This window comes from Deinococcus taeanensis (genome assembly GCF_020229735.1).
Lineage (GTDB): Bacteria > Deinococcota > Deinococci > Deinococcales > Deinococcaceae > Deinococcus > Deinococcus taeanensis.
Genome location: NZ_CP083458.1, coordinates 86,470 through 111,087 on the forward strand (window position 1 = coordinate 86,470; position 24,618 = coordinate 111,087).

The 24,618-nt window shown below is 70.0% G+C and carries 22 protein-coding genes and 1 pseudogene; 13 read left to right on the forward strand and 10 right to left on the reverse strand.

Going from position 1 to position 24,618, the window contains the following annotated elements; translation table 11 throughout:
- Positions 1 to 3 precede the first annotated feature (3 nt).
- From LAJ19_RS18170 to LAJ19_RS18190, 5 genes are all read left to right on the forward strand, one after another.
- Positions 4 to 903 (forward strand): heme/hemin ABC transporter substrate-binding protein, encoded by a 900-nt coding sequence (locus tag LAJ19_RS18170; RefSeq protein WP_225524241.1) that lies wholly within the window; start codon positions 4 to 6, stop codon positions 901 to 903.
- Positions 900 to 1,964 carry a FecCD family ABC transporter permease gene (locus LAJ19_RS18175; protein WP_432804261.1) on the forward strand — a complete coding sequence of 355 codons (1,065 nt, stop codon included), beginning with the start codon at positions 900 to 902 and terminating at the stop codon, positions 1,962 to 1,964. The genes LAJ19_RS18170 and LAJ19_RS18175 overlap by 4 nt, the downstream gene beginning before the upstream one ends.
- Positions 1,961 to 2,737: a heme ABC transporter ATP-binding protein gene (locus LAJ19_RS18180; protein ID WP_225524242.1), complete on the forward strand. Its 777-nt coding sequence runs from the start codon at positions 1,961 to 1,963 to the stop codon at positions 2,735 to 2,737. The genes LAJ19_RS18175 and LAJ19_RS18180 overlap by 4 nt, the downstream gene beginning before the upstream one ends.
- 330 nt (positions 2,738 to 3,067) lie before the next feature.
- Complete coding sequence (locus LAJ19_RS18185; protein ID WP_225524243.1) at positions 3,068 to 3,970, forward strand: PRC and DUF2382 domain-containing protein; 903 nt, start codon at positions 3,068 to 3,070, stop codon at positions 3,968 to 3,970.
- Between the two features lie 47 nt (positions 3,971 to 4,017).
- Positions 4,018 to 4,518 (forward strand): DUF2382 domain-containing protein, encoded by a 501-nt coding sequence (locus LAJ19_RS18190; protein WP_225524244.1) that lies wholly within the window; start codon positions 4,018 to 4,020, stop codon positions 4,516 to 4,518.
- 126 nt (positions 4,519 to 4,644) lie between these two features.
- Here the strand turns inward: LAJ19_RS18190 and LAJ19_RS18195 are convergent, their stop codons facing one another.
- Positions 4,645 to 5,544: a DMT family transporter gene (locus tag LAJ19_RS18195; protein WP_225524245.1), complete on the reverse strand. Its 900-nt coding sequence runs from the start codon at positions 5,542 to 5,544 to the stop codon at positions 4,645 to 4,647.
- Positions 5,545 to 5,626: 82 nt separating this feature from the next.
- On the opposite strand from LAJ19_RS18195, the gene LAJ19_RS18200 reads away from it, so the two are divergent.
- On the forward strand, positions 5,627 to 6,415 hold the full coding sequence (locus LAJ19_RS18200; protein WP_225524246.1) for an AraC family transcriptional regulator: 789 nt from the start codon (positions 5,627 to 5,629) through the stop codon (positions 6,413 to 6,415).
- Positions 6,416 to 6,464: 49 nt separating this feature from the next.
- Here the strand turns inward: LAJ19_RS18200 and LAJ19_RS18205 are convergent, their stop codons facing one another.
- The 4 genes from LAJ19_RS18205 to LAJ19_RS18220 all read right to left on the reverse strand — a co-directional run bounded on the left by LAJ19_RS18205 (position 6,465) and on the right by LAJ19_RS18220 (position 9,945).
- The gene (locus LAJ19_RS18205) at positions 6,465 to 7,232 is read right to left on the reverse strand and encodes an ABC transporter substrate-binding protein (protein WP_225524247.1); all 768 of its coding nucleotides are present in this window, start codon (positions 7,230 to 7,232) and stop codon (positions 6,465 to 6,467) included.
- Positions 7,233 to 7,260: 28 nt separating this feature from the next.
- On the reverse strand, positions 7,261 to 8,073 hold the full coding sequence (locus LAJ19_RS18210; RefSeq protein ID WP_225524248.1) for a PfkB family carbohydrate kinase: 813 nt from the start codon (positions 8,071 to 8,073) through the stop codon (positions 7,261 to 7,263).
- Position 8,074: 1 nt separating this feature from the next.
- The gene (locus LAJ19_RS18215; protein ID WP_225524249.1) at positions 8,075 to 9,118 is read right to left on the reverse strand and encodes an SIS domain-containing protein; all 1,044 of its coding nucleotides are present in this window, start codon (positions 9,116 to 9,118) and stop codon (positions 8,075 to 8,077) included.
- Between the two features lie 71 nt (positions 9,119 to 9,189).
- Positions 9,190 to 9,945 carry a GntR family transcriptional regulator gene (locus LAJ19_RS18220; protein ID WP_225524250.1) on the reverse strand — a complete coding sequence of 252 codons (756 nt, stop codon included), beginning with the start codon at positions 9,943 to 9,945 and terminating at the stop codon, positions 9,190 to 9,192.
- 263 nt (positions 9,946 to 10,208) lie between these two features.
- Between LAJ19_RS18220 and LAJ19_RS18225 the strand changes: the two genes are divergently transcribed.
- The 3 genes and pseudogenes from LAJ19_RS18225 (at position 10,209) to LAJ19_RS18235 (ending at position 11,617) form a co-directional block, all read left to right on the forward strand.
- The gene (locus LAJ19_RS18225; protein WP_225524251.1) at positions 10,209 to 10,511 is read left to right on the forward strand and encodes an alpha-amylase family glycosyl hydrolase; all 303 of its coding nucleotides are present in this window, start codon (positions 10,209 to 10,211) and stop codon (positions 10,509 to 10,511) included.
- Positions 10,508 to 10,711, forward strand: a complete 204-nt coding sequence (locus tag LAJ19_RS18230) for a hypothetical protein (protein ID WP_225524252.1) — start codon at positions 10,508 to 10,510, stop codon at positions 10,709 to 10,711. Before LAJ19_RS18225 ends, LAJ19_RS18230 begins: the two co-directional genes overlap by 4 nt.
- Before the next feature lie 40 nt (positions 10,712 to 10,751).
- Positions 10,752 to 11,617: pseudogene (locus tag LAJ19_RS18235) on the forward strand (LLM class flavin-dependent oxidoreductase).
- A gap of 60 nt (positions 11,618 to 11,677) precedes the next feature.
- Here LAJ19_RS18235 and LAJ19_RS18240 read toward each other — a convergent pair.
- On the reverse strand, positions 11,678 to 12,001 hold the full coding sequence (locus LAJ19_RS18240; RefSeq protein WP_225524253.1) for a hypothetical protein: 324 nt from the start codon (positions 11,999 to 12,001) through the stop codon (positions 11,678 to 11,680).
- 343 nt (positions 12,002 to 12,344) lie between these two features.
- Here LAJ19_RS18240 and LAJ19_RS18245 point away from each other — a divergent pair, with 343 nt between their 5' ends.
- Together LAJ19_RS18245 and LAJ19_RS18250 are read left to right on the forward strand one after the other, a co-directional pair.
- On the forward strand, positions 12,345 to 12,986 hold the full coding sequence (locus LAJ19_RS18245; RefSeq protein WP_225524254.1) for a phosphoribosyltransferase: 642 nt from the start codon (positions 12,345 to 12,347) through the stop codon (positions 12,984 to 12,986).
- A complete protein-coding gene (locus LAJ19_RS18250; protein WP_225524255.1) occupies positions 12,979 to 14,316 on the forward strand; it encodes an erythromycin esterase family protein in 1,338 nt (445 codons plus the stop codon). Before LAJ19_RS18245 ends, LAJ19_RS18250 begins: the two co-directional genes overlap by 8 nt.
- A gap of 57 nt (positions 14,317 to 14,373) precedes the next feature.
- Here LAJ19_RS18250 and LAJ19_RS18255 read toward each other — a convergent pair whose 3' ends face one another.
- Positions 14,374 to 17,517 (reverse strand): cadherin-like domain-containing protein, encoded by a 3,144-nt coding sequence (locus LAJ19_RS18255; protein ID WP_225524256.1) that lies wholly within the window; start codon positions 17,515 to 17,517, stop codon positions 14,374 to 14,376.
- Positions 17,518 to 17,706: 189 nt separating this feature from the next.
- On the opposite strand from LAJ19_RS18255, the gene LAJ19_RS18260 reads away from it, so the two are divergent.
- Both LAJ19_RS18260 and LAJ19_RS18265 read left to right on the forward strand, forming a co-directional pair.
- The gene (locus tag LAJ19_RS18260; protein WP_225524257.1) at positions 17,707 to 18,279 is read left to right on the forward strand and encodes a TetR/AcrR family transcriptional regulator; all 573 of its coding nucleotides are present in this window, start codon (positions 17,707 to 17,709) and stop codon (positions 18,277 to 18,279) included.
- 14 nt (positions 18,280 to 18,293) lie between these two features.
- Complete coding sequence (locus LAJ19_RS18265) at positions 18,294 to 19,091, forward strand: isocitrate lyase/PEP mutase family protein (RefSeq protein ID WP_225524258.1); 798 nt, start codon at positions 18,294 to 18,296, stop codon at positions 19,089 to 19,091.
- A 114-nt stretch (positions 19,092 to 19,205) separates the two neighbouring features.
- Here LAJ19_RS18265 and LAJ19_RS18270 read toward each other — a convergent pair whose 3' ends face one another.
- From LAJ19_RS18270 to LAJ19_RS18280, 3 genes are all read right to left on the reverse strand, one after another.
- Complete coding sequence (locus LAJ19_RS18270; RefSeq protein ID WP_225524259.1) at positions 19,206 to 22,955, reverse strand: PAS domain S-box protein; 3,750 nt, start codon at positions 22,953 to 22,955, stop codon at positions 19,206 to 19,208.
- Between the two features lie 253 nt (positions 22,956 to 23,208).
- A complete protein-coding gene (locus tag LAJ19_RS18275; RefSeq protein WP_225524260.1) occupies positions 23,209 to 23,379 on the reverse strand; it encodes a hypothetical protein in 171 nt (56 codons plus the stop codon).
- A 238-nt stretch (positions 23,380 to 23,617) separates the two neighbouring features.
- Positions 23,618 to 24,610, reverse strand: a complete 993-nt coding sequence (locus LAJ19_RS18280) for a tyrosine-type recombinase/integrase (protein ID WP_225524261.1) — start codon at positions 24,608 to 24,610, stop codon at positions 23,618 to 23,620.
- Positions 24,611 to 24,618 lie beyond the last annotated feature (8 nt).

The following is a 24,618-nucleotide window of genomic DNA, read 5'->3' on the forward strand; positions in this document are numbered from 1 at the left end:
CCCATGAAGCACCTCACCCGTCTGCTCGTCAGCGCCGCCCTGCTTGCCCTGCCCGCCCACAGCGCCGCACACGCTGCCACCGTCCGCGGCGCCGACGGCGTGACCGTCACCGTTCCCCCGCCCAGGCGCGTGGTGGCGCTGAACGCCACCACCGTGGAACTCATCTACCGCCTGGGGCGCCAGCAGACCATTGTCGGCACCGACGTCACCGGCACCTACCCGCCAAACCGCATTCCCAGCGTGGGCCACTGGGCGCAGCTGCCCGCCGAGGGCATCATCGCGCTGAACCCGGACCTCGTTATCGGCACGGCCGACAACTTCGCCGCCGGCAGGAACTCCGGCGTGGTCGCGCAGCTGCGCGCCGCCGGCGTGAAGGTCCTCGTGCTGCCTGCCAGCAACGAGGGTGGTCTGGACGGCGTGCGCACGCGCCTGAACATCCTCGCGGACGTGTACGGCGTTCCGGGCGCCGCGCAGGCCCTCAGCCGCTCGTTCGACACCACCCTCGCCGCTGTGAAGGCCAACCGCCCGGCCCGCGCGCCGAAAGTCATCTTTCTGTACGCCCACGGTCCGAACGATGCCAGCATCTACGGCACTGACGGCGGCGCGCACGACCTGATCACCCTGGCGGGCGGCGTGAACGCCGCGCCGTTCCGCGACACCCGCACCCTCACCGCCGAAGCGCTCGTGACCCTCAACCCCGACGCGATCATTCTCCTGAACCGCGGCCTGGAGGCCGTGGGCGGCGTCAGCGGCGCGTTGAAGCTGCCGGGCGTCGCGCAGACCACGGCCGGCCGCGCCCGCCGCATCTACGCCGTGGATGATTCCATCCGCTGGACCGGCCCGCGCCTCCTAGAGTTCGCCCTGGCCCTCGCCCGCCAGTGGAAGACTGACTTTCGCCGGTGACCGCCGCTGCCCCCGCCGCTGAGCGCGCCGCGCCCGGCGTCCGCCGCCACGCGGTCACGGTTCTCCTGGTGCTGCCCGCCGCGCTGCTCGGCGCGGTCGTGCTGGCGGTGGGCAGCGGCGCGGTGCCCATCAGCCCCGCGCAGGTGCTGAGTATTCTGCTCAGCCTGCTGGGCCTGCCCGCTCCCGCCACGTTCGACGCGCAGCAGGCCGCCGTGCTTACCGGCATCCGCCTGCCGCGCGTCGCGCTCGGCGCGCTGGTCGGCGCGGGCCTCGGCGCCGCCGGGGCGGCCATGCAGGGCCTGTTCCGCAATCCGCTGGCCGATCCGGGTCTGCTGGGCCTGTCTGCCGGCGCGGGCCTCGCCGCCGCCGCGAGTGTCGTGCTGGGCTTCACCGCGTTCGGCGCGTACTCACTGCCCGCCGCGGCGTTCGCCGGCAGTCTGGGCTGCACCGGGCTGATCAGCGTCCTCGCGCAGCGCCGCGGCCGGGTGGACGTCACCACCATGCTGCTGGCCGGCATCGCCATCAACGCCCTGTGCGGCGCCGGCACCGGCCTCATGACGTTTCTCGCCACAGACGAGCAGCTGCGCACCATCACCTTCTGGCAGCTGGGCTCACTCGGCGGCGCCACCTGGCCCGGCGTGCTCAGCGCCGCGCCCCTGGTGCTGGCGGGCGCGGCGCTGCTGCCGCTGACGGCGCGCGCCCTGAACGCCCTCACGCTCGGTGAGGCGCAGGCCGCCCATCTGGGCGTGGCCGTCACCCGCACCAAGTGGCTGATCATCACCCTGGTCGCGCTGAGTGTCGGGGCGGGCGTCGCGGTGGCCGGCACGATCGGTTTTGTGGGTCTGGTCGTGCCGCACCTGCTGCGTCTCCTAACCGGCCCGGATCACCGCACGCTGCTGCCCGCCAGCGCCCTGCTGGGCGCCACGCTCCTCGTCCTGGCGGACCTCATGGCCCGCACGGTCGTCACGCCCGCCGAACTGCCCATCGGGATCATCACGGCGCTGCTGGGCGCGCCGTTCTTCCTGTTCCTGCTGCGCCGCACCGGCCGGAGTGCCCTGTGAGTGGCCCGCCCCCCGTAAGTGTCGAGGCGCTGACCGTCACCGCCGGCGGCCGGGCCCTGCTGCGCGCCGTGACGCTGCACCTGCGGCGCGGCGAACTGCTCGCCGTACTCGGTCCGAACGGCGCCGGGAAAAGCACCCTGCTGCGCGCCGTGACCGGCGAACTGGCGGCCCAGGGCGTGCAGGTGCTCGGCGGAGCGCCGCGCCGCGCCGCACTGGCACGGCGGCGCGCGGTGGTGGCGCAGCACACGCCCCTCACCTTCTCGCACGAGGTGCTGGACGTTGTCCTGCTTGGGCGGTTCCCTCACGGCCCCCGGGAAACGCACGCCGACCGGGTGATTGCCCGCGACGCGCTGGCCCGCGTGGGGCTGAGCGGCTACGAGGCCCGCGACATCCTGACCCTCAGCGGTGGTGAGCAGCAGCGCGTGCACCTGGCCCGCGCGCTCGCGCAACTGCACGGCCCTGACACCGCGGACCGGGTCCTGCTGCTGGACGAACCGACCGCCAGTCTCGATCTCGCGCAGGCGCACGGGGCCCTGCGCGTGGCCCGGAGCCTCCTGCCGGGTGGTGTGGGCGTTCTGACCGTACTGCACGACCTGAACCTCGCCGCTCAGTACGCTGACCGCGCGCTGCTGCTCGCGCAGGGCCGCGTGCTGGCCTGCGGCACGCCCGGCGAGGCCCTCACGCCGGACACCATCCGCGCCGCGTACGGCCACGAGGTGCTCGTGACCTCTCACCCGTGCCTCGCCTGCCCCCTGATCGTCTCGGCGCAGTAACGGCGGAAGCTACATATGGCAGGCTCCCCGGCGGCGGGCAGGCGGGCCACGTAGAGTTGCCGGGACAGACCCAGGCCCCGTCCCCGCGGGGCCCGCCTGGGGGCCTCCCGCACTGACTTTTTTTGCGGTCTGCGCCGGTCCCGGCGTGTTGCACCGGTCACGTACGGTTCAGTCCGGTTCTTCAAGCGGCCTACACCCGCGCTTGAGTGGACCTTCAGAAATGACGGCCAGCACGTATTCCTTTAGACTTTTCGGAAAAATATGATGGCGGCCACAGTCAGACTTCCCCTGTTCAGGTGGGTTACCACCACACTTCCACAGGAGGACACCATGGCACGACTGATTCCTATTTCCGAACTCGTCCGCGACCGCAATTACGACCTCGGTGACACGTATAACGTGATCGGCCACCACGCCTACGGCCTCAACGGCGAACGGCTCGGCACGATCCGTGAAGCGCTCACCGACGAATCCGGCCGGATCCGGTACTTCATCGTTGACGCCGGCGGCTGGTTCACTGCCAAGGAAGTCATGGTGCCCGTCGGGCTGGCGCGCATCGAGAATGACGGCGTGTACTTTGACTCCCTGACCCGCGATCAGGTCAAGGACATGTCCTCGTACACCGCCGATCAGACCTATGACTACGACGCCCAGGTGGCCGACGAGCGCGTGCTGCGCGGCGTGACCCACAGCGAACAGCAGGCCGGCACCACCGGTGAGTACAGGTACCGCGAGGATGACACGATGTTCCAGACGCCCCAGCGGCTGCAACTGCTCGAAGAGCGCCTGCAGGTGAACAAGGACCGCTATGTCGCCGGGCAGGTGCAGGTGGGCAAGCATGTCGAAACCCGCACCGAGAACGTGACCGTGCCCCTCGAGCGCGAGGAAATCGTGATTGAGCGCCGCGCCGTGACCGAAGCGCAGCCCGTGTCCGGCACCGTCCGCCTCGGTGAGGATACGGAGACGATGACCGTGCACCTTGAAGCTGAGCGCGCCGACGTCAGCAAACAGGCCTTCGTCACTGAAGAGATTGAGGTGGGCAAGCGCACCATCACCGAGCAGCAGACTGTGACCGAAACGGTCGGCCGTGAAGTGCTGGACGTCCGCCAGAACGGCGACGTTCAGGTCGAGGGCGCCGACATGAACCGCACCGGCCTCATGAACGACCGCATGGAAACGACCGAGACGACCACCACTGACGTTATCGACTCGCGCGACGGCGACCGCCGCTGAGCGACCACGTGGGGGGTCACGGAAGTGTTCCCCCACGGTCTGCTGCCATGGACGACCCTACCGAACAACAGCTGCTGCCTGAGCGCCGCGAGTCCGTCGGCATCCTGGAACTCCGGGAGGAGCGGGCCGTCGTCCAGACGATCCGTGAACTTACGGGTACCGTGCAGGTGCGCCGGGAGCGCCGCGTGTCTCAGGAGACGGTCACCGTCAATCTCGAGCGCGAGGTGCTCGTGATCACCGCCGCGCCCGGAGACGTCCGGGTGGAGGTGAACGGTGAGGCCCTCGAACCCGCCCAGGAGTATGAACTCCTCGTGTACGAGGAGCGCGCGCAGATCAGCGTGGTTCCCTACGTGAGCGAACGCGTTGAGGTGTTCAAGCAAACCCGGACGGAGGTGGTCTCGCAGGAGATCACCCTGGCCCGGGAGGTACTGGTGGTGGACCAGAAAGAGGGTGACGCCCTGGCCCAGACGCCAGTCACGCCAGAGCAGGTCGCGGGGCAATCTCAGGAGACACGCCCGAACGGCACGCGCGGCCCGGACCGGGAGTAGCCACCCACCCCGCAGCGTGACGCCCAGCGGCCGTTACAGTCAGCCCGGTAGTCCTGTTTTTCAGGCGCTGTCAGGCTGACGGTCTATTGGCTGGCGCAAGCGCGAAGGCTGCTCCCGCTTGCGACTTCACGGCGCTCGGGGCGCCGGCCGCTGCGCCAGCCCCGCACCACCGAGAATCAGCAGCCCCCCGACCACCTGCGCGCCACTGAGCACCTCACCGAGCAGCACGGTGGCGAACAGTACCGCCCACAGCGGGTCCGTGCTGGCCAGAAGACTCACGCGCGCCGCGCCGATCCGCTGCACGGCGCCCGCCAGGGCCGGCAGGGCCACCAGCGTGGGAATCAGCATCATGGCGAGCACCAGTCCCCAGTGGGCGGGCGTGACCGGAACCCCCAGGTTGCCGCTCACGGTCCCCATGGCGGCGAACGTCGCGGCGCTCACGACAGCCACATGCGCCGTTACGTTCAGCGGGGCCGAGTCGGCGGCCAGGCGACCGCTGAGAAACAGGTACGCGCCGTACACGGCGCCGGACAGGCCGCCGAGCAACAGACCCAGCACGTCACGGTCTGCGGCGCCAGGCAGGCCGACCACCACGCCCAGGCCCAGCAGCGTGCACGCCAGCGCCCCGAGCTGCGCGCGGGCAGGGCGGGTGCCGCTCACCGCGCCGTACAGAATCACGAACGCCGGGGCCACATACACCAGCAGCGCGGCCGTACTGGCCGAGATGCGGGTCAGGGCCATGAAGTACGCGACGGTCGTGGCGGCGTACAGTCCGCCCAGCAGCAGAAGCGTAACCCGCTCCCGTAGCGGCACGTGGAAGGCGCCCAGTGCCAGCAGCAGCGCGGCGGTCAGACCGAAGCGCCAGCTCAGCAGGGTGGGCGTGCTCAGTTGCAGGGTCAGTGCCAGTTTTCCCCACAGGCCCAGCGTGCCGGACGCCGCGGCCGACAGCAGCGCCAGACCCATGCCGGTCACTTCCCGGGAGTCGGGGCTGCGGGTGGTGGGGGTCAGGGTGGGGGCGCTGCGCATGCCTTCAGGGTAGAGAGCAGGGCGGGCCGCTGTCTTGAGTGAACGGCGCGCCCGGCGTGCGGAGTTTCGCATAATAGGCGGCATGGTACGCCGCGGCGCCCCCCCCACCGGTACCACCGACCCGCGTGCCTGGCTGCACCCCACCCCAGATGGCCGCTGGCCGGTAGAGACGCTGCTTGATGACGTGCCCGGTCTGGTGTTCTACGTGAAAGACACCCAGGGCCGGTACGTGAGCGTGAATGACACGTTGCGGCAACGGTGCGGGGCGCAGCATAAGGCGGAAGTGCTGGGCCGCACCGCGGCGGAAGTTTTTGCAGGGGAGGCGGGACGGCGGTTCCGGGAACAGGACGAGCGGACGCTGCGCGAGGGCCGGGAACTGAGGGACGTGCTGGAACTGTACGTCGGGCCGCGCGGCGAACCCATCTGGTGCCTGACGCACAAACTGCCGGTGTTTGGCGCGGACGGCGCGGTGGTCGGCGTGGCGGGCGTGTCACGTGACGTGCCGCCCCTCAGCGAAGGCCGCGAGGGGTACGCGCGGGTCGCTGACGCACTGGCGTTTATGCAGACGCATTTCGCGCAGCCACTTCAGGTGCAGGCGCTGGCCGCGCAGGCAGGCCTGTCCGCAGACAGTTTCGAACGGCTGGTGCGCCGTGTGTGCCACGTCTCCCCCAAGCAGTTTCTGCTGCGGGTCCGCCTGGACGCCGCCGTCCGTCTGCTGCGTGACACGGACGCTTCCGTCGCGCAGGTGGCGCACGAGTGCGGGTACAGTGATCACAGTGCCTTCAGCCGAAAATTCCGTGAGGTGACCGGCCTGACCCCGCAGACCTACCGCCGCCGGGTCCGTGCCGGGACCGCAGTCCCCCGGGCGTAACGCCGCGCCCCCGCCGGTACCCCCGGTCAAGAGCAGGCGGCGACCAGGGTCAGCGGCAGCGGATATCCTGCCCGAAGTACGTGCCGCTGAGTTTGGCGTAGGTGCCGTCACCGAGCAGGCGGGCCAGTGACCCGTTCACGGCGCTGAGCAGGCCGCTGTTGCCTTTCTGCACGGCCATGCCGATCCGCTCGGGGAAGATCACGTCCCCCAGTTGCAGTTTGCCGGGCAGGGTGCGGGCCACGTCGATGGCGTTGAACCGGTCGAGCACTATGGCGTCTGCGCGGCGGTTGAACACGGCGGTCAGCTGATCGCTGGTGGTGGGCAGCGTCCGGATGCCTTTCAGGCCGGGGAGGCGCTGCGCGTACTGCAGGTACGAAGTGTTCACGCCCAGGGACACGACCTTGCCGTTCAGGTCGGCTGTGGTGCGGGGTCCGCCGGGCAGCGTCACGAGCACGCCGCCACTGCAGTAGTGAGGGGCACTGAAATCCACAGCTTTCAGGCGTTCGGGGGTGATGCCGTGACTGGCAATCACCAGGTCGTACTTGTTTTGGGCCAGGCCGATAAGCAGGCTGTCAAAGACGATGGTGCTCCACTGCGCTTTGACACCCAGCTGTCTGGCGATGGCGTTGCCCAGGTCCACCTCGAAGCCGGTGAGGGTTTTGCCCTGGTAGTAGTTGAACGGGCGGTAGTTGCCTTCGGTGGCGAGGCGGAGCATCCCGGACTGCCGGATCTCGGCCAGTGTGCGGGCGCTGGCCGGCGCGGCGGCGAGGGTGGCGAGCAGCAGCAGGGTCCAGCGGCGAAGCGGCGTTCCGTTCATGGGGCCTCCGGGGTGGGGCGTGCAGGGGTCAGGGGGTGAGGGGCGCGCCGTGCCCGAAAGCGCCGGGTGTGGCGCAGTTGCGCGCGGCTTCCTGCGCGCCCCGCAGCAGCGCGCCGGGCAGGTCGGGCGTGTCGGTCCAGTGGTGCAGGAACGCGGCGATAAAGGCGTCTCCGGCGCCGAGCGTGTCGGAGACCTGGGCGGGCGCCGCCGGCTGGTGGCAGACGTCCGGCCCGCGGACGGCCAGGGCGCCCTCGGCGCCTCGGGTGACCACCACCACGCCGGTGCCCAGCGCGCTCAGGTGGCGTGCCGCGGCGACGCAGTCTTCGGGACTCCGGGCTGCGCCCGACAGGAACGCCACATCCAGCAGCGGCGCCGTGGCGCTCAGGGTGTGGGGCGTCCACGCGGTCGAGTAGTCGTACGACAGGAGGCGCGCGGCGGCCCGGATGCGGGGCAGGTGGTCGTCCAGGCCGCTGTACACGCTGGTGTGCACCGTGTGGTGCGTGCCGATGAACCTGTCGTCGTCCGGTGTGAAGGTCCACTGGCGGGACACGCCGACGTCATCACCGTCAAACACGCGGTCGGTGCCGTGATGCCGGACGCGGGACCATGAGGTCGTTCCGGGGACGGTGCGGGCGCGGCTGATGTTCACGCCTTCACGCCGCAGGGCGTTCAGGATCAGCTGGCCGCGTCCGTCGTTGCCCAGCACGCCGAGATAACTGCTGGGCCGGCCCAGGCGGGCGGCGAGCACCGCGACGTTCACGGTGTTTCCGCCGGGGTACATCACGCCCTGATCGACGTACAGGTCGGTGGTGTTGTCGCCCAGTCCGAGAAGGGCGCGCATGTCAGTACTCGGTGACCCACATGTAGCGGCGGGTGTCGAGGTGATGGCCGTGCAGTTCGGCGAGGTGTTCCGCAAAGCGGTTCAGGGCGGCCTGCAGCACAAACGGACCGACGATAGGGCGGATTTCGGGTGCGACGCCCGTCATGGGGTAGTCGCGGGTGTCGTATACCATCACGCGGTCGGTGTAGCGGCGGCAGAACGCTTCGGCGCGCTCGGCCAGGGGGCGGCTGGGGTCCTCGCCGAGCAGCAGCATGACGGGCGTCCGGGCGTCGAGAATTTCAAAGGGGCCGTGGAACCACTCGGCGGCTTCGAAGGGCACGCTGTGCAGCCACTGCATCTCCATGAGCATGCACACGCCGAACACGTAGGCGGTGGCGAACATCGGCCCGCCGGCAATGTGGTACAGGATGTGATCGTGCTGGTAGGTGCGGGCGTCTGCGCGGGCGCGGTCGTCGTTCAGCCGGGCACTCTCCACAAGCACGCCGGGCAGGGCGTCCAGGGAGCGCAGCAGGGCCGCCTGGTGGGGCCAGCCGTCGCGGGCGTGCATCATGCCGCCGATCAATGCCTGCAGCACGATAAAGAGGCCGGTGTGGGCCTGCTCGGTGTCCCCGAGGTACAGGGCCTGCTGTGCGGCGCGGGCCAGGGGCGCATCGGGGGTACTGGTGACGGCCAGCGTGCGGCAGGGCGCGCCGCGCAGGCGCTCGGCGGCCTGCACGGTCTCCTGCGTGGTTCCGGATTTGGAGCCCAGGATGACCAGCGTGCGGTCGTCGAGGCGGGGCTGCTGGGTCATGAGCTCGGCGGGGAAGTACCGGCGGACCTGAAAGCTGCTGTGTGTCTGCTCCAGCCAGTACTCCAGGGTGAGCATGACGCGGTTGGGGGCGCCGCAGCCGACCAGGTAGATCCGGTCGAACTGCCCGGCGAGTTCGCGCCCAAGCCGGTCGGCTTCGTCTTTGGTGCGCAGGGCGGCCTGCAGGCCGCCGGTGATGTGCTCAGGGGTGATGGGGCTCGCGGTGACGGCGGGCCGTTCGGTCTGACTGGTGGTCATGCTGGTCTCCTGCTGGATCTTGGTATAGACCAAGAGTGCGCGCCGCATGCCTGGAAGTCAAGCCCACTCCCTCAGCCCCGCCCGCCCTCGCCGATCCGGAACACCACGAACTGCGGGTGATTGGCCGACTTCAGGTACTCGAACGGCACCCCCGCCGGGTCACGCACCAGCGTCCGGTACAGCAGCACACTCTGGTCCGCGCCCAGATTCAGCGCCCGTCCCTCCGCCACCGTCGCCGGCGCCACGCTGATCACACTCTCACCCACCCCCGCCTCAATCCCGTACCGCTCACGCAGCACCCGGTACAGCGACTGGTTGCCCATCAGGTCCTCCGCCGCCAGCCCCGGCACCCGCGCGTGCGGCAGGTAACTCGTCTCCAGGCAGAACGGCACCTCATTCACGAGCCGCAGGCGCCGCAGCATCACCACCGCGCTGCCCACCGGCACCCCCAGGCGTTCACTCACCTGACTGGGCGCCGCCGTCACCTGAAACTCCAGCAGCCGCCCGCCCGCCTGCCCGCCCTCGGCCGTCACCATCTGCGTGATGCTGTGCAGCTGCGGGTCGTTCAGCAGCCGGTTCACCTTCGGCGCACTGACCCGCGTGCCCGCCGTACTGTCGCGCTCCAGCAGCCCCATGCGCACCAGGTTGTCCATGGCGCGGCGCACCGTCATGCGGCTCACGCCCAGCTGCTCAGCCAGCTCCCGCTCCGAGGGCACCTTATCGCCCGGCGCGTACTCGGTGCCCTCAATCATCTCCTGCAGCGCCTGCTGCACCTGCAGGTACCGCGGAAAGGCCAGCGGGGCACGCACGTCACCAGATCTCGTCATTCCGGTCAGCATGCCGCCTTCCCCGCCCGAATGGTAGCGGGCCCGTCCCCCCGCATGCCCTTCAGGAAGCTGTGTGGTGCGCCTCACCTGACCTGCTCAGCAGCAGACAATGACCGTCCACCCCGCCGCCCAGGGCGTCCGCGCCCCTCCCTGGCCCGAGAACGCCCCCCTCTACAAGGCGGACTCAGATCCTTGCACGACAGCAACGGCGACGGCATCGGCGACCTACTGGGCCTGCGTGCTTGCCAGACCTGCGTGATCCCTTGTGGCTGCAACCCCTCTACTCCTCCCCACGGCCAGATAACGGGTACAACCTCACGAACTCCTGCGCCGGCGGCCCCGCCCTGGGCACCCTCGACGAATTCCGCGCCCTGATCGGCGGCGCTGTGCACCTCAGTGAGCGGGTCCGGCTGGACCTTGCCCTGAACCCCACCAGCGACCCGCACCCCTGGTTTCAGTCCGCCCGTGCCGACCCGCACCCCCTGCACCTCCAGCGCAGCCCGGTCACTGGACCCGGGCCGGGCGGGCCAGCACGTCCGACTGTCCCCCTTCCGCCCTGTTCGTGACCCACCTGAACAGAGCCCAGCTGCCCGTTCAGGTCGAACTGCGCAAAGAGGCGCACTTCTGGTTGTGTGAGGGCGTGCCCGGCTTCCACCTGGACGCCCTACCGTCTCTGATTCCGGGCCGCGCCGGCATCGCCATCTCGGAGAGCCGCACGCCCGAAGCGCCGTGTCCCTCCCTGAACACCCCCGCACCTTCACACTGAACCCCTACGGCCCGCGGTGGCTGCGCACCCAGGAGAACGAATGACACTGCCCTACCCCGCTGCTCCCACCGTCGGCCTTCACCCGTCTCACGAGCAGTTCCGGCCCAGCGACCTGCTGCGCCTCGTGCAGCTTGCCCACGCCGCCGGTTTCCAGGCCGGCATGTGCTCCGACCATTTTCTCCTCCGGACCCGCACCCAGGGTCAGTCGGGCTTCGCATGGGCGTGGCTGGGCGGCGCCCTGCAGGCCACCCCCCTGGATGGACCTTCGGCGCGGTCAGCGCCCCCGGCCAGCGCTACCACCCCGCCATCCTCGCCGAGCTGTTTCCGGTCTGCCTGTGGTGCGCGCCCGGGGCAGAACCTCAACGAGCACATCACCGGCACCCGCTGGCCCCTCAAAGCGCAGCGTGACGCCCGCCTGCGTGAATGCGTGGACATCATGCGGGCGCTGGGGCGCGGTGAAACGGTCACGTATCACGGCGAGCACGTCACCGTGGAAGACGCCCGTCTGTACACCCGGCCTCCCCGGTCCCCGCAGGTGTTCGGCGCGGCCCTCAGCGTCGACACAGCCCGCTGGGTGGGGAGCTGGGCGGACGGTCTGATCACTGTGGCCGCTCCACCCGAACAGCTCCGGCCCATCATTGACGCCTTCCGGGAGGGGGGCGGGGAAGGCAAGCCCATGCTGTTGCAGGTCCACGTGGCCTCCGCCCCCCGTGAGGAGGACGCCCGCGCCGCCGCCCATGAACAGTGGCGGGCCAACACCTTCGGGCACCTCATCCAGTCCGAAGTCCGCACGCCCGAGGAGGACGAGGCGCTAGGCTTCGAGCGTCTGTACCTGCACGAGGCCGGGGTGACCAGGAGCGCTTCATTGACGCGTTCGGGCAGCACGTCCTCCCGCAGCTCCGCTGAGCGCGCCACACGGGCGGCCGGGGACGGGACAGCTTCACCTCCCCGGCGCACTTCAGGCCATCAGCGTGTGGAGGCCGACCTGCCGCCTGTCACGCTGAGCCCATTGCCGGAATGTGCGCTGTGCCTGTCCGTGCCGCCCTCGTCCCTTCTGGGCCGGCGGTTCCACTCGTAGTGGTCAGGCGTGCCGTGCCGGAGGCCCATGCTGTCCTCCTGGCCGTGAAGGTCCTGACGCCTGGACGCATCGTCGGCGCGGCCGCGGCCCCAGTCGTCCATTCCTCCCCGGTCCTGACGGTCATTCAAGCGCGTTTCGCGCTCCCCACGCTCGTCCAAGCGGTGGTCGTCGGTCATGCGGTCATTCATACGGTCAAGGCGGTCACGGGTCATGTGCTTCCTCCCCAGGCATGCAGCGCGCCGCCCGGACGGTCTGGACGTCGGATCGGCATGGCGGCCCTGCTGTTCCAGGCACACTCCTGCTTCCCTCAGGCCACCATGACAGGTGAATCAATTCTGACAAGGGTCTTCCTTCATCGCCGGGTGGGCCTGAACGGGCAGGTCAGCCGGGCACACGACGTGAAGCGGTTCAGGGTGCTTTCAGGATGTCTTGTTGGCGTCCTCAGGTTAGTGCGCAGGGTGTCCTGCCCACCTTGACGGTTCTGTCATCCGGGACTCCGCGCGGTGAGGTCTTCTGAAGGAGGGGCGGACAGTCGCCTTTCCTCCAGGAGAGCTCATGACCACCTTTCTCGACCGTGCCGACGCTGGCCAGCAACTTGCGCAGCATCTTCAGCGCCGCGGCGTGACTGCAGACGTCATTGTCGCCCTGCCGCGTGGAGGGGTGCCGGTCGCTGCGCAGATCGCGCGGACCCTGCGCGCGCCCATGGCCGTCCTCCCCGTCCGGAAACTGGGACTGCCGCAGGCCCCGGAGGTGGCCATGGGCGCGCTGGCTTCGGGCGGCGTACGCTGGCTGAACGACGCCCTGATCGCGCAGCTGCGCGTGCCGGCTCACGCTGTCCACGCCGTGGAGGCTGCCGAGACCGCTGAGCTTGCCCGCCGGGAAGCCCTTTACGAGGGCATGACCCGGCTGAGTGCGGTGTCCGGCGCTGTGGTCCTGCTGGTCGATGACGGCGTGGCGACCGGCGCGACCATGCGCGCCGGTGTGCTCGCTGTGCGCGCACGCGGCGCGCTGCGTGTCGTGGTGGCTGTACCTGTCGGCGCGCCGGACACCTGTGAAGACCTGCGTGCCCTTGCCGACAATGTGGTCTGCCTGCACGCCCCGGCCGCCTTCCGGGCGGTCGGGCTGCACTACCAGCACTTTCCGCAGCTGACCGACGCCGAGGTGCACGCCGCCCTGAAGGAGGACCCACATGCCTGACCTGCTGTCCGAACTGAATCCCCTGACCGGCGCGCCTGACGCTCTGGACGGCCTCCTGGCAATCGTGGGGGACGCCCGGTTTGTGCTGATCGGCGAGGCGTCTCATGGCACGCACGAGTTCTACCGTGACCGCGCCCTTCTCACCCGGCGCCTCATCGAAACGCGCGGGTTCACCGCGGTGGCCGTCGAAGCTGACTGGCCCGATGCGTACCGCGTGAACCGCTTCGTGCGCGGTCAGCTGGCCGGTCCGGTCGGGGGCGCGCTGGGCGACTTCACGCGCTTTCCCCGCTGGATGTGGCGTAACGAGGAGGTCGCGGAGTTTGCGCGGTGGCTGCGCACCTTCAACGCGGCGCAACCGCAGCGCGCCGCGGGATTCTACGGCCTGGACCTGTACAGCCTGCACCGCAGCATGCACGCCGTTGTCAGTTACCTCGAGGGCGTGGATCCTGAGGCGGCCCGCCGCGCCCGCAGCCGCTACGCGTGCTTCGAGATGTTCGGCGAGAACCCCCAGGCGTACGGGTACGCGACTGAGCACGGCGCGTGGGACCCGTGTGAGGATCAGGCCACGCAGCAACTCCTGGAGCTGCAGCGCCGCGCCGCTGACCCGGACAGCGCCGGCCTCATGGCGGGCGACGAACTGTTCCACGCCGAGCAGAACGCCCGGCTGGCCCGCAGTGCCGAACAGTACTACCGCGCCATGTACCGGGGCCGCGACGACTCCTGGAACATCCGCGACACGCACATGGCCGAGACGCTGGACGCCCTGGCCGCCCATCTGGACAGCCAGGGCCGCGCGGCGAAGGTGGTGGTCTGGGCCCACAACTCGCACCTGGGGGACGCGCGCGGCAGCGCCATGGGTACCCGGCGCGGTGAACTCAATCTCGGGCAGCTGGCCCGCGAACGCTGGGGCAGTGAGGTGGTCATCATCGGGCAGACCACCGCGCAGGGTGAGGTGTATGCCGCGGACGACTGGGACGCCCCTGGTCACGTCAAGCGCGTCCGTGCGCCCCTGCCCGGCAGCCTGGAAGCCCACCTGCACGACCTCGCGCGCTGGAGTGGCCAGGACCATTACTGGCTGGATCTCCGCGCCGGCGCCGCCGCCCACACGCTGGGTGAAGAGATGCTGCAGCGCTTTATCGGGGTGATCTACCGCCCGGAGACGGAACGCTGGAGCCACTACGTGGAAACGCATCCCGCCCGGCAGTACGACGCGCTCATTCACGTCGACACCACCCGGGCGCTGCGTCCCCTGGACCCGGCAGGCGCTGCGCTGCCCGGCGCTGAGCCGTCCGATGACGACCTCCCTGACACCTACCCCAGCGGAGAATGACTGGGCAGCGGCCGCGCGGGGGGCACCCGTGCAGGCCGGGCCGCGTGTCGCCTCGGCTCAGCGGATCGTCACCTGAAAACAGGCGTTGCCCTGTTCGTTGGGTGCCAGGGTGCCCAGCCGGACCGTCATTACCCCCTGGCCGAAGGTGCCGCCGGCACTGCTCAGGCTGCCGGCGTCCGTGTCCTGGGCGCTGCTCAGGTAGCCCAGCCCGGCGCGCGTCAGCTGAATGCCGTTTCCGGCGCTGCCGTTGGCGCGGGCCGCGTCGTAGGCATTGACGTCCACGCGCGTATTCGCGGGCACCGGGTCAACGAGGACGAAGTTGGGCAGGGCAACGCCGCCCGCGTTCAGAAAGGCGATGCAGTACTCGAGGCGTTCGCCGGGCAGGCCGCCGCCGGCCGAGCCGAAGGCTGTGGCGCGCGTGACGTTCCGGACGGTTTTCGTCAGCGGGGCGTGCACCATCAAGGTCTGCGCGGTGGCGGAGTTGTTCGTGGCGTCGGCTTCAGGGGTGGCGGTGGTGACAGACGCCGTGTTCACCAGGGTGCGCACGTTGGCGTCGGCGGTCAGCTGCGCTCCCGTGGGGGCCAGCACGGTCACGGTGACCGTGCGGGTGCCGGTGGGCAGAGCGCCGAGGACCCAGGTGACGGTGCGGCTTGAGGCGTCATAGCTGCCCGCGTCACTGGCCGCCTGGAAGGTGACGCCGGCGGGAAGGGGATCGGTGAGCTGCACGGCGCTGGCCGGTCCGCCGCTGACCTTCACGGTCAGGGTGTAGGTCAGGGGTTCGGCTGCCTTCGCGTACGCGGGAGCGGCTTTGGTGACGGTGACGTCCACGGCGCTGCTGACCGTCAGGGTGATGGTCGCCGCGTTGCTGGTCGCGCCCTGGCTGTCCTGGACGGTGTACTGCGCGGGGGTGGGGTTGGTCACGAACCCGGACTGCGGCGTGAAGGTCACGGCGCCCGTGGAGCGGTTGAGGGTCCAGGTGCCCTGGCCGGTGATGGTGAGGGTCTGCCCGCCGTTACTGAGGGTGCCGCCGGTGGGGGCGTTCACGAACGTCAGGGTGCTGAGGTTCAGGGTGCCGTCCGGGTCGGTGTCGTTGCTGGTGACGTTCGGGAGGGTGATGGGCTGCCCAGGCGCGGTGATGATCGCGCTGTCGTTGCTGGCGGTGGGGGGCCGGTTGGTGACGGTGACGGTCAGCGTGGCGGTGGCGGTCTGGCCGCTGCCGTCGCTCACCTGGTAGGTGACGGCGCTGGCCGTTCCGGTGTAGTTGGTGGCGGGCGTGAAGGTCACAGTGCCGTCGGGATTCACGGTGTACGTGCCCTGTCCGGTCACGGTCAGGATTTTGCCGCTGCTGGTGACGGCGCTGCCGGTGGGCTGGCCGGCGGCAGGGAACACGACGCTGCTGGGGTTCAGGGCGCTGCCCGCGTCGTTGCCCAGGACGGAGGTGGTGACGGCCTGGTTGCTGGGGGTGGTGTTCGTGTCGTTCACGGCGAGCGGGCGGACGGTGACGGTGATGGCCGCGGCGTTGCTGAGCGCCCCCTGGTTGTCCTGCACGGTGTACGTGACGCTGCTGACGCCGCTGAATCCGGTGACGGGCGTGAACGTAACCACGCCTGCGCTGCTCACGGTGAACGTGCCCTGCCCCGCGACGGTCCGGCTCGTCTGAAGCCCGGTGACGCCCGGGTCGAGGTCAACCGTGGCGGCGTTGATCGTCCCGGGGGCGGCGTCGGTGTCGTTTGCGAGGACGTTCAGGGTGACGCTGGTGGCGTAGGGGGTGGTGACCGCGTCGCTGGCGGCGGTGGGGGGGAGGTTCACGCTGACGGGGTCGCTCGCGGCGTTGTTGCCGGTCGCGGTTTCGTTGGGGTTGCTGACCGTGGCGGTGTTGGTGGTGCTGGGAAACGCGGCGCTGCCGACCGTGACGCCACTGATGGTAAAGGTACTGGCGCTCCCCGCGGTGAGCAGGGGTGTGGTGGCGCTGGTGTTCGTGCTGGTGCAGGTCACCTTGCTGTTCAGGGCGGTGCAGGCCCAGCTGCTGGCGTTCGGGCCACTGACGGTGACCGGCCCGTCGGGGAGGGTCAGGCCGGCGGGGAGGGCGTCGGTGACGGTGGTGGTGCCGTACACGTCTGCGTCGGTGGCCCGGACGGTAAAGGTGAAACTGCCGGGCTGACCGGCCGTGAAGATGCCGGTGTGGGTTTTGGTGAGGGTGAGGTCCGGGCGGACCGCGGTGATGGTGAAGCCGTTGCGGCTGGTGCCGTAGTCGCTGTTGTAGTGGTAGGAACTGCCGGAGAAGTCGTAGATGACGTTGAAGACGCCCTGCACGCCTCCGCCGACGATCCGCACGCGGTAGGTGGTGGTGAGGGTATCGCCGACCTTGCCGCCCGCGTAGTTCGCCGGGCCGATGCACGCGCCGTTGTTGTGGTAGTTGACGCTGTTGATGACGTTCTCCCAGCCGCAGGCGTCCGCGTAGGGGCTGCTGTTGATCGCGCCGGCCGGAGAGTTGTACGTGCTGGTGACGTTCAGAATCTGAAACACGGTGTTCACCAGGATCGGGTAGTTCTCCATCTGCTCGTACCCGTTCGTGGCGGTGGACGCGGTGAGGGTCAGTTCGACTTCCTGCCCCACAGCGACGGTGGATGGACCGGTGAAGCTGATGACGTAGTTGCGGTTCTGGGAGACGAGTTTTTCCACGAACAATTCGCGGGGGGTGGGCGTGGAGACCACGCCAGTGCCGGTGGCGGTGGCTTCGATGTGGTAGAGCTGGGTGTTGCGCTGCGCGGGTGTCGCGGCACTGGAGATCAGGCTGGAGTACGCGCTGGCGCTGCGGGTGATCTGCACGTTGAAGATGGCGTCCTGGCAGTTGGCCGGCGTGCTGCTCAGTTTGTTCGGGTGGGCCGGGGCGGGCCCGGCGGGCAGGTCCTTGAGGGTGATCGTGCTCAGGCCATGGAGGGCGACGAAACTGTTGGTGGTACCGCCGTCGAACACAAAGCGCGCCTGGGCGCCGGTGGCGGTGGCGTCGCCGACGTTGCACACGCGCGCGCCGACCGGGAAGATGTTGGGTCCGTCGTTGACGTTGTTGCTGTCCAGACCGATGACGTTCCAGGTGAGCGGCTGGATCACGAGGCTCGGGGCCGCTGCGGCCAGCCCCCAGAGCGCCAGCAGGAACAGCGGCCAGAGGCGCGTGATCCACCGGAGCGTCGGAAGGTCCATGCCTCATGATGGCCGGGGCCTTCTGTCAGGTTTCTGGCAAGCGGCAGGACTCTCCCCTGAATGGGGGGAGTGGCGGGGGACCAGGTAAGCACCCGGCGCCCGGGAGGCAGGCGCAGACGCGCTGGCCTGGGATGAACAATCACTGCTTATCCCTTGACACCTACCTACATGTAGGTAGATACTACTGCTATGTCCGACCCCGCCGACACCCGCACGCAGATTCTGGACATTGCCCAGCGTCTCATGCAGGAACGCGGGTATCACGCCGTGAGCTACAAGGACATCGGTGCTCACCTGGGCATCCGCAACGCCAGCATTCACTATCACTACCCCACCAAAACCGACCTGGGCGTCTCCCTGCTGCAGCGCTACCGCGCGCAGCTGTCCGGGGTCCTCAGCGGTCTCGCGCACCTCCCACCGGCGCGGCAGCTCGACGAGTACGTCGCCGCCTACCGGGCCGTCGTGCACGACGACGGGCGCATCTGCCTGTGCACCGTGCTCGCCGCTGAGGACTGCACGCTTCCCGCGCCGGTCCGCGCCGAACTCCGGGCCTTCTTCGACCTCAACGAACGCTGGCTCACCCAGACGCTCGACCAGGGCCGCCAGAGCGGCGACCTCCACTACGGTGGTGAGCCTGCCGACACCGCCGCCACCTTCCTCGCCACCCTGGAAGGCGCCATGCTGCTCGCCCGCACGGCCGCCGATCCCCGCCGCTTTGACCGCATCGCCCACCACTCGGTCGCCGCGCTTCGCGCCGCCTGACCCCAGGAGACCCCATGACCCAGATCACCACGCCCGACCTCGCCACCCGCGCCCGCACCCTGCTGGACCTGCACGCCGCCCCCGACATCCTGGTTCTCGCGAACGTCTGGGACGTCGTGTCCGCGCAGGTGGTCGCGGCAGTGCCCGGCGTGCAGGCGCTCGCCACGGCCAGTCACTCCATCGCGTCCACCTTCGGCTACCCTGACGGGGAAGTCATCCCGCTCGACCTGCACCTCGATATGGTGCGCCGCATCGTGCAGGCCGTGAACGTGCCTGTCACCATGGATTTCGAGGCTGGCTACGGCAACGCCGGCGACACCGCCCGGCGTGCCATCGAGATCGGCGTGGTCGGCGGCAACCTCGAAGACGCCATGAAACCGCTGGACGAGGCAGTCGCCGCGGTCGAGGCGGTCATGGCCGCCGGACACGCGGCTGGAATTCCTTTCGTGCTCAACGCCCGCACCGACGCGGCCGTGCGCGCCGCGCCCGGCACTGCCCGCACGCAGGTGCTGGCCGAAGTCATCCGCCGCGGTCAGGCGTTCCTCGCGGCGGGCGCCCCGGTGGTGTTCGTGCCGGGCCTGATCGACCGTGAGGAAATTCGCGAGGTGGCCGCCGCGTTCGGCCCGCAGAAACTCACGGTGATCAGCGTGCCCGGCGTGAGCCTGCCCGTGAACGACCTTCAGGCGCTGGGTGTGGCGCGCGTCTCCACCGGGCCGTTCACGCAGCGCGTCGCTCTCACGGCCCTGCAGGACGCAGCGGCAGCCCTGGTGGCCGGCGGCACCCTGCCGGCAGGCACCCGCCCCCTCAACTGATCCTCAGGGCGCGCGGCACGTACCGCTTGCCCGGACGCGCCGTCTGAATCCGGCCGGCCCTCCAGTGATGTGGGGGCCGGCCGCCGCCCTTGTCCGGCGCGTCCGGCCGGCGCGTCACCGGGTCATGACCGGCCGGTGCGCGGCGCCGGGCAGCGTGAAGAAGAACGTGCTGCCCTCCCCCGGCGCGCTCGTCACCCAGAGCCGACCACCGTGCCGTTCCACAATCTTCCGGCTGACAGGCAGTCCGAGGCCGCTGCCTTCAATGTCGTCCTGCGCGTGCAGCCGCTGGAACGGCTCGAAAATGCGGTCCAGGTATGCCTCGCCGATCCCGACGCCGTTGTCCTGCACCGCGAAGCGCCAGAAGGTGCCGTCCGGGTCGGCGGTCAGGTGCACGCGGGGCGGCGTGCCCGGGCGGCGGTACTTCACGGCGTTCCCGATCAGGTTCACCAGCAGCCGCGTCAGCTGGTCCTGGTCGCCCAGAATCACCGGCAGCGGTCCGTGCGTCACCACGCCCGCGGCGGCCTCGAGGTCCGGACCGAGCACCTCCAGCGCAGCACGCAGCACGCCCTCGCTGCTGACGGGCGTCAGGGCCCCCTGCTGCGTGTTCACCCGGGAGAACGCCAGCAGGTCATCCACAAGCCGTTTCATGCGCCGCCCGCCGCGGATAATCTGCTGCAGGTACACCAGGGCGCGGTCGTCCAGCTGAGGGCCGTACCGGTTCTGGAGCAGTTCCGCGAAGCTCGTCACGGCCCGCGTCGGGGTCTGCAGGTCGTGACTGGCAATGTACGCAAACTGCTCCAGTTCCTGGTTCGAGCGTTGCAGGTGCTCGTTCGCGTCCCGCAGCGCACGCTCCGACGCGTCCTGTTCAGTCACGTCACGCAGGACGACCACCGCCCCCAGCCGTTCCCCACGGCTGCCTGTCACGGGACTGCCGAAGCTCAGCACCAGGCGCGCCTCCCCGCCCTCCGGGCGAATCACGATCTCCGCATCCTGCACCTGCTCCCCCTGGTAGGCCCGGTACAGCGGAATCTCGGCGAGCGGCAGCGGCGTTACGCCGTCCGGGCGGTACAGGTGGTAGTGCGCCGCCCACGCCTCGGGCGGCAGGGGAGCCAGGGGCTGGCCGTGCAGCGTGCGGGACGCCTCGTTGAACAGCGTGAGGTGCCCGCGCGCGTCACAGGCGACGATCCCCTCGGCCAGGTTCTGCAGGATGCCCGCCAGGAACGTCCGTTCCTGCTGGCGTTCGCGCAGCGCGTCACTGCGTTCCAGCGCCAGGCCCAGGGCGCGGGCCGTGGTTTCCAGCATGGCGCGTTCCTCGGGCGCCCACGCGCGCGGCTCGTACGTCCCGACGACCAGCACCCCGCGCGGCTCACCGCCCACCATGACGGGGAGGCTGGCCGTCGCCCCGACCTCCTTGAGCAGCTCGCGGGCGACTGGCACGCTGGCCGGATCGTACCGGCGCTGGTAGTACGGCTGCTGCGTGTCAAGCGGCCGGTCCAGGTTGGGGGTGGCGCCGCGCGGCAGGCCAGCACGCAGGGCAGGCAGCAGCGCCGGGTTGCGGAACTCGCCGCGGCTTGAGCGCAGCGTCCAGGTGCCGGCGCCGGGTTCGTAGTACGTGCTGGCGCCGCCGGTCAGCAGGGACACCAGGATCTCCTGCGCGCGCCCGACCAGCGCGTCGGGGTCCAGTTCCAGGCTCAGATCCCGCGACAGATCCGCAAACGACTCCAGCGTCCGGTTGCGTGCCTCAAGGGCCGCAGTTCGCTCGCCGACGCGCGCCTCCAGTTCAGCGTTCAGGGACTGCGCCTGGGCGTACAGGCGGGCGTTCTCCAGGGCCAGCGCCGCGCGCCGCGCGAGTTCCTGCACAAACGGCACGTCCTCCGGCCCGAAGGCGCGGCCGCCGCGGTGCAGCATGAGACTCAGGACGCCCAGCACCCGCCCGTGGGCGGCGAGCGGCACGATCAGCGCCGACCCGAACGCCATCGCCTTCAGGAGCGTCCGCTGCCGGTCCGTGATGGGCAGCGCGTCGAGCAGGTCGTCACTCACGCTGGGCAGCACGACCGCTTTGTTCTCACGGTACGCCCGGGCCACGCCGCCGAAATCATCCGCCCGCTGCGGGAACAGCGCCAGATACTTCTCGGCCAGCCGCTGCTTCTCCACGTCACGGTGCGTGTACGCGGCAGGGTGCAGCGTTCCGTCCGGCTGCGGCAGGTACACCGCGCACCAGTCCGCGAGGCCCGGCACGGCCAGGGAGGTCAGGCGCGACAGGGTTTCCGGGAGGTTCAGGTTCTCGGCGAGCGTTTCACCCGCCCCGGCGAGCAGCCGCAGCCGCGTCTCGGTCTGCTTCCGGGCGGTGATGTCGGCCGTGACGCCCAGCAGCCTTAGCGCCTGACCCTGCTCGTTGCGTTCCACGCGCACAAGCTGCTCCACCCAGATGCTGGTGCCGTCGCCCCGCAGAAACCGGTGATCTACCCGGAACGACGCCGGGCCCTCACCGGCGATCGCCCGGGTGAAGGTCTCCTGAACCTCAGCCCGGTCGTCCGGATGCACCCGGTCGTAGAAGGTGTCGGTGGTATCCACAGTGGTCTCGAAGCCCAGCATCCGCTGCGTCTCCGGGGAGCGCTGCACGGTCCCGGTCGACAGATCCAGCGTCCAGACACCCAGGCCGCTGGCTTCCAGCGTGAGGTGCAGGCGCTGTTCGGCCTCGTGCTGCTCGTGCATGTCGGTCGCCACGCCCAGCCACTCGTCCGGACCGAGGGGGCGCAGGCTCACGTGATGCCACCGGTACGCGCCGTCGGCGCGCCGCAGGCGCAGCTCGCCGCTGTACGGCAGCCCGGCGAGGACGCGCCGCGCCGCGTCCCGCAGGGCGCCCAGGTCCTGCGGGTGCACCGCGCGCTCCAGCGCGCCATGCTTGAGCTCCACGTTCAGCCCTGTGTACTCCGCCCACGCCCGGTTGAAGCGCGCCACGTCCTCCTGGGGCCGGGACGTCCACATCAGGGTGGGTGCGGCGTCCAGCAGCGCCCGCTCGTGCTGCCGCGCGGCTTCCTCCGCCTCATGCTGCCGCGCGCGGCGCAGCGACTGGGCCAGCACGCCGGCCACAGTCAGGCCCAGCGTCCGCTCCGCCGGGCCGGGGGGCGCGGCCCCCGGAATCGCCACGGCCAGCACCCCCAGCGGCACTCCCGCAGCCCCCAGCGGCTGCACCATCAGGTGGTGCCCTGCGCCCGGCAGACGGTCCGCCAGTGCCGGCGCGGGGGAGGAACCCTCGCCGCCCGGCCCGCCAGTCACGTCGGCCAGCAGGGTCTGCGTCAGGGTGGCCGGCAGGTCCGGCAGGCCAAAGGTGCGGGTCAGTCCCCCGGCGGCGCGGTGATCCGGCAGGAGGCTCAGGACGGCCCGCGTGGCGCCCAGCACCTGCGCGGCCTTGGGCAGGAGGGCGAGCACGCCCCCGGTGTCACGCGCGTCCGCCAGGCTGGCCGTCAGGTCCTGAAGCTGCTGCGCGCGGGTTTCTGCCACTTTCAGCGCGTGAATGTCATGACAGGTGCTCAGGACTGTCGCGGAGCCCGCGCCGCCCGGCCGGGCGCGGCTGCGCATACAGAACCACACGTACGTGCCGTCGGCGAGCCGCAGCCGAATCTCCCGCTCATCCGGGCGGTCCTCCGCGGCGGCGCGGCCCCACACCGCCTGGGCGGCGCTCAGGTCATCCGGGTGAATCACGGTGCTCAGGCTGGCCCCCTGCAGGTCCGGCCCGCGCTGCCCGGTGGTGTTGGCGAGCGCCTGATTGCTGAACAGCACCAGCCCGCGCGCGTCAGTGATGAACACCGGCAGAGGCAGGTCGTTCAGCACGTCCAGGGCGTTCGCGGACAGGTCGGGCATCACCGTATATTAACTTCCGGTGAAGATCAGTGAGGAAGCGCAGGAACAATTAAGCGGCCCCAGCCGCAGACAACGATCCTTCATGGGAGACCCGCATCAGGCGCTGCGCGCATCCCCGTTAAGCGGGGCGCGGCCCGGACGTGCCGGGCCGCGCCAGACCCATGAACAGCGCGCCGCCCTTTTTTCCTTTCTGAGCGTCTGTGTCCAGGGGAAAGAGCATTGACAACGCGGGTGTTACGAGAAGCCAGTGTCTTCAGGACCGGCGTTCCAGGTCCTTTACGCGCTCTTCGAGGTCGCGCACCTGCTGAGACGGCCCAGCCTTCCAGGCACGGCTGATCAGCCGAACCGCCAGGAATGTGCCTCCCAGCAGCACAGCGAAAACGATCAGCAGCACGATCAGTTCAATTGGTCCGATGCTGGGCATAGTCGCAGTCTACCAACAGGGAAAATGAGCTGCTGCCCCCCTGGGCGCTCACCATTGGCATCCTCGCGCCGGTCGGCCCAGGCAGGAACCGCCTCAGGCGGGCTGGTGGTCACGCCTCCCCAGCGTCACGGCGGCGACTCCCGTTACCCTTGAAGGGGCAGCGCGAAGCTGTAGCGCTGACCCTGTCCCCCTTCACGACAAGGACCAGTCGTCAGGCGCCGGCCGGAGTCCACCGGCCCTACCACCCAGCAAGGTCGTCCTTCAGGTCATCCGTCGCCAGCTGAGCGTACCCCCTGCGGGTCGTGTCGATGCTCTCGTGCCCCAGGTGCGCCGCGACCCGGCCGAAATCCTTCACCTGCTGAAGCAAGCGCGTCCCGGCGTACTTCCGGCCCGGGTGAAAGCCGCGGAACTTCACGCCCGCCGCCCTGAACGCCTTCTCCAGGTGGTAGCGCGCCGTCATGGGCGAAGCGTACCGGAACACATGATCCTGCGCCGTGGTGCGTTTCCCGTCCATGTGACCCGGCCCGCCCGGCGCGTACAGGCCCCGGTAGTGCCGGGTGGCCCGCGCCAGGCTGGTGCTCATGGCCACCACCCGCGCCTTGCGGCCTTTCCCGCTGCGGACGTGCACCCGCCGCGCCGCTTCATCCAGGTCATCCCAGGTGAGGGCCAGCGCCTCACTGATTCTCAGCCCGGCGTGCGCCGTAACGAACAGCAGGAACTTCACGTGCACGTCAGCGTGATCCAGCACGTCCGCCAGCTCATCTTCGGTGTACGGCGGGCGTTTCACGAGCCCCGGCGTGCGGTCCTTCGGAATCCGGACGTCCTTGAACGGGTCGGCGTCCGTGGCCCCCGCCCAGCGCAGCGCGCGGTACAGGCAGCTGGCGGCCGCCACCTTCAGCTGAACGCCCGCCGGTTGCCGGCCGGCGTCCAGCATGAAGGCCACGTACCCGGACGCGTCGCGCCGGCCAGGCCGCAGAAGATTCACAGCCTGATTCGAGGCGTACTCCAGAAACTGCCGGACGCCCAGCGTGTACGCCTCCACCGTGCGCAGGCTGGTGAGCAGGCCACTGGCGCCCTCATGCGTGAGGTACGCGCGGGTGAGGGAAACCAGTTCCTCGTGGTTCTTCTCCCCCGCGGCCTTCACAGCGCGCCGGCGGAGTTCATCGTCGTGCAGGCCGCTCCAGGTGCGCGCCTGTGTCAGCGCGTCGGCCGTGTAGGACTGAAGCGTCACGTGAGCCT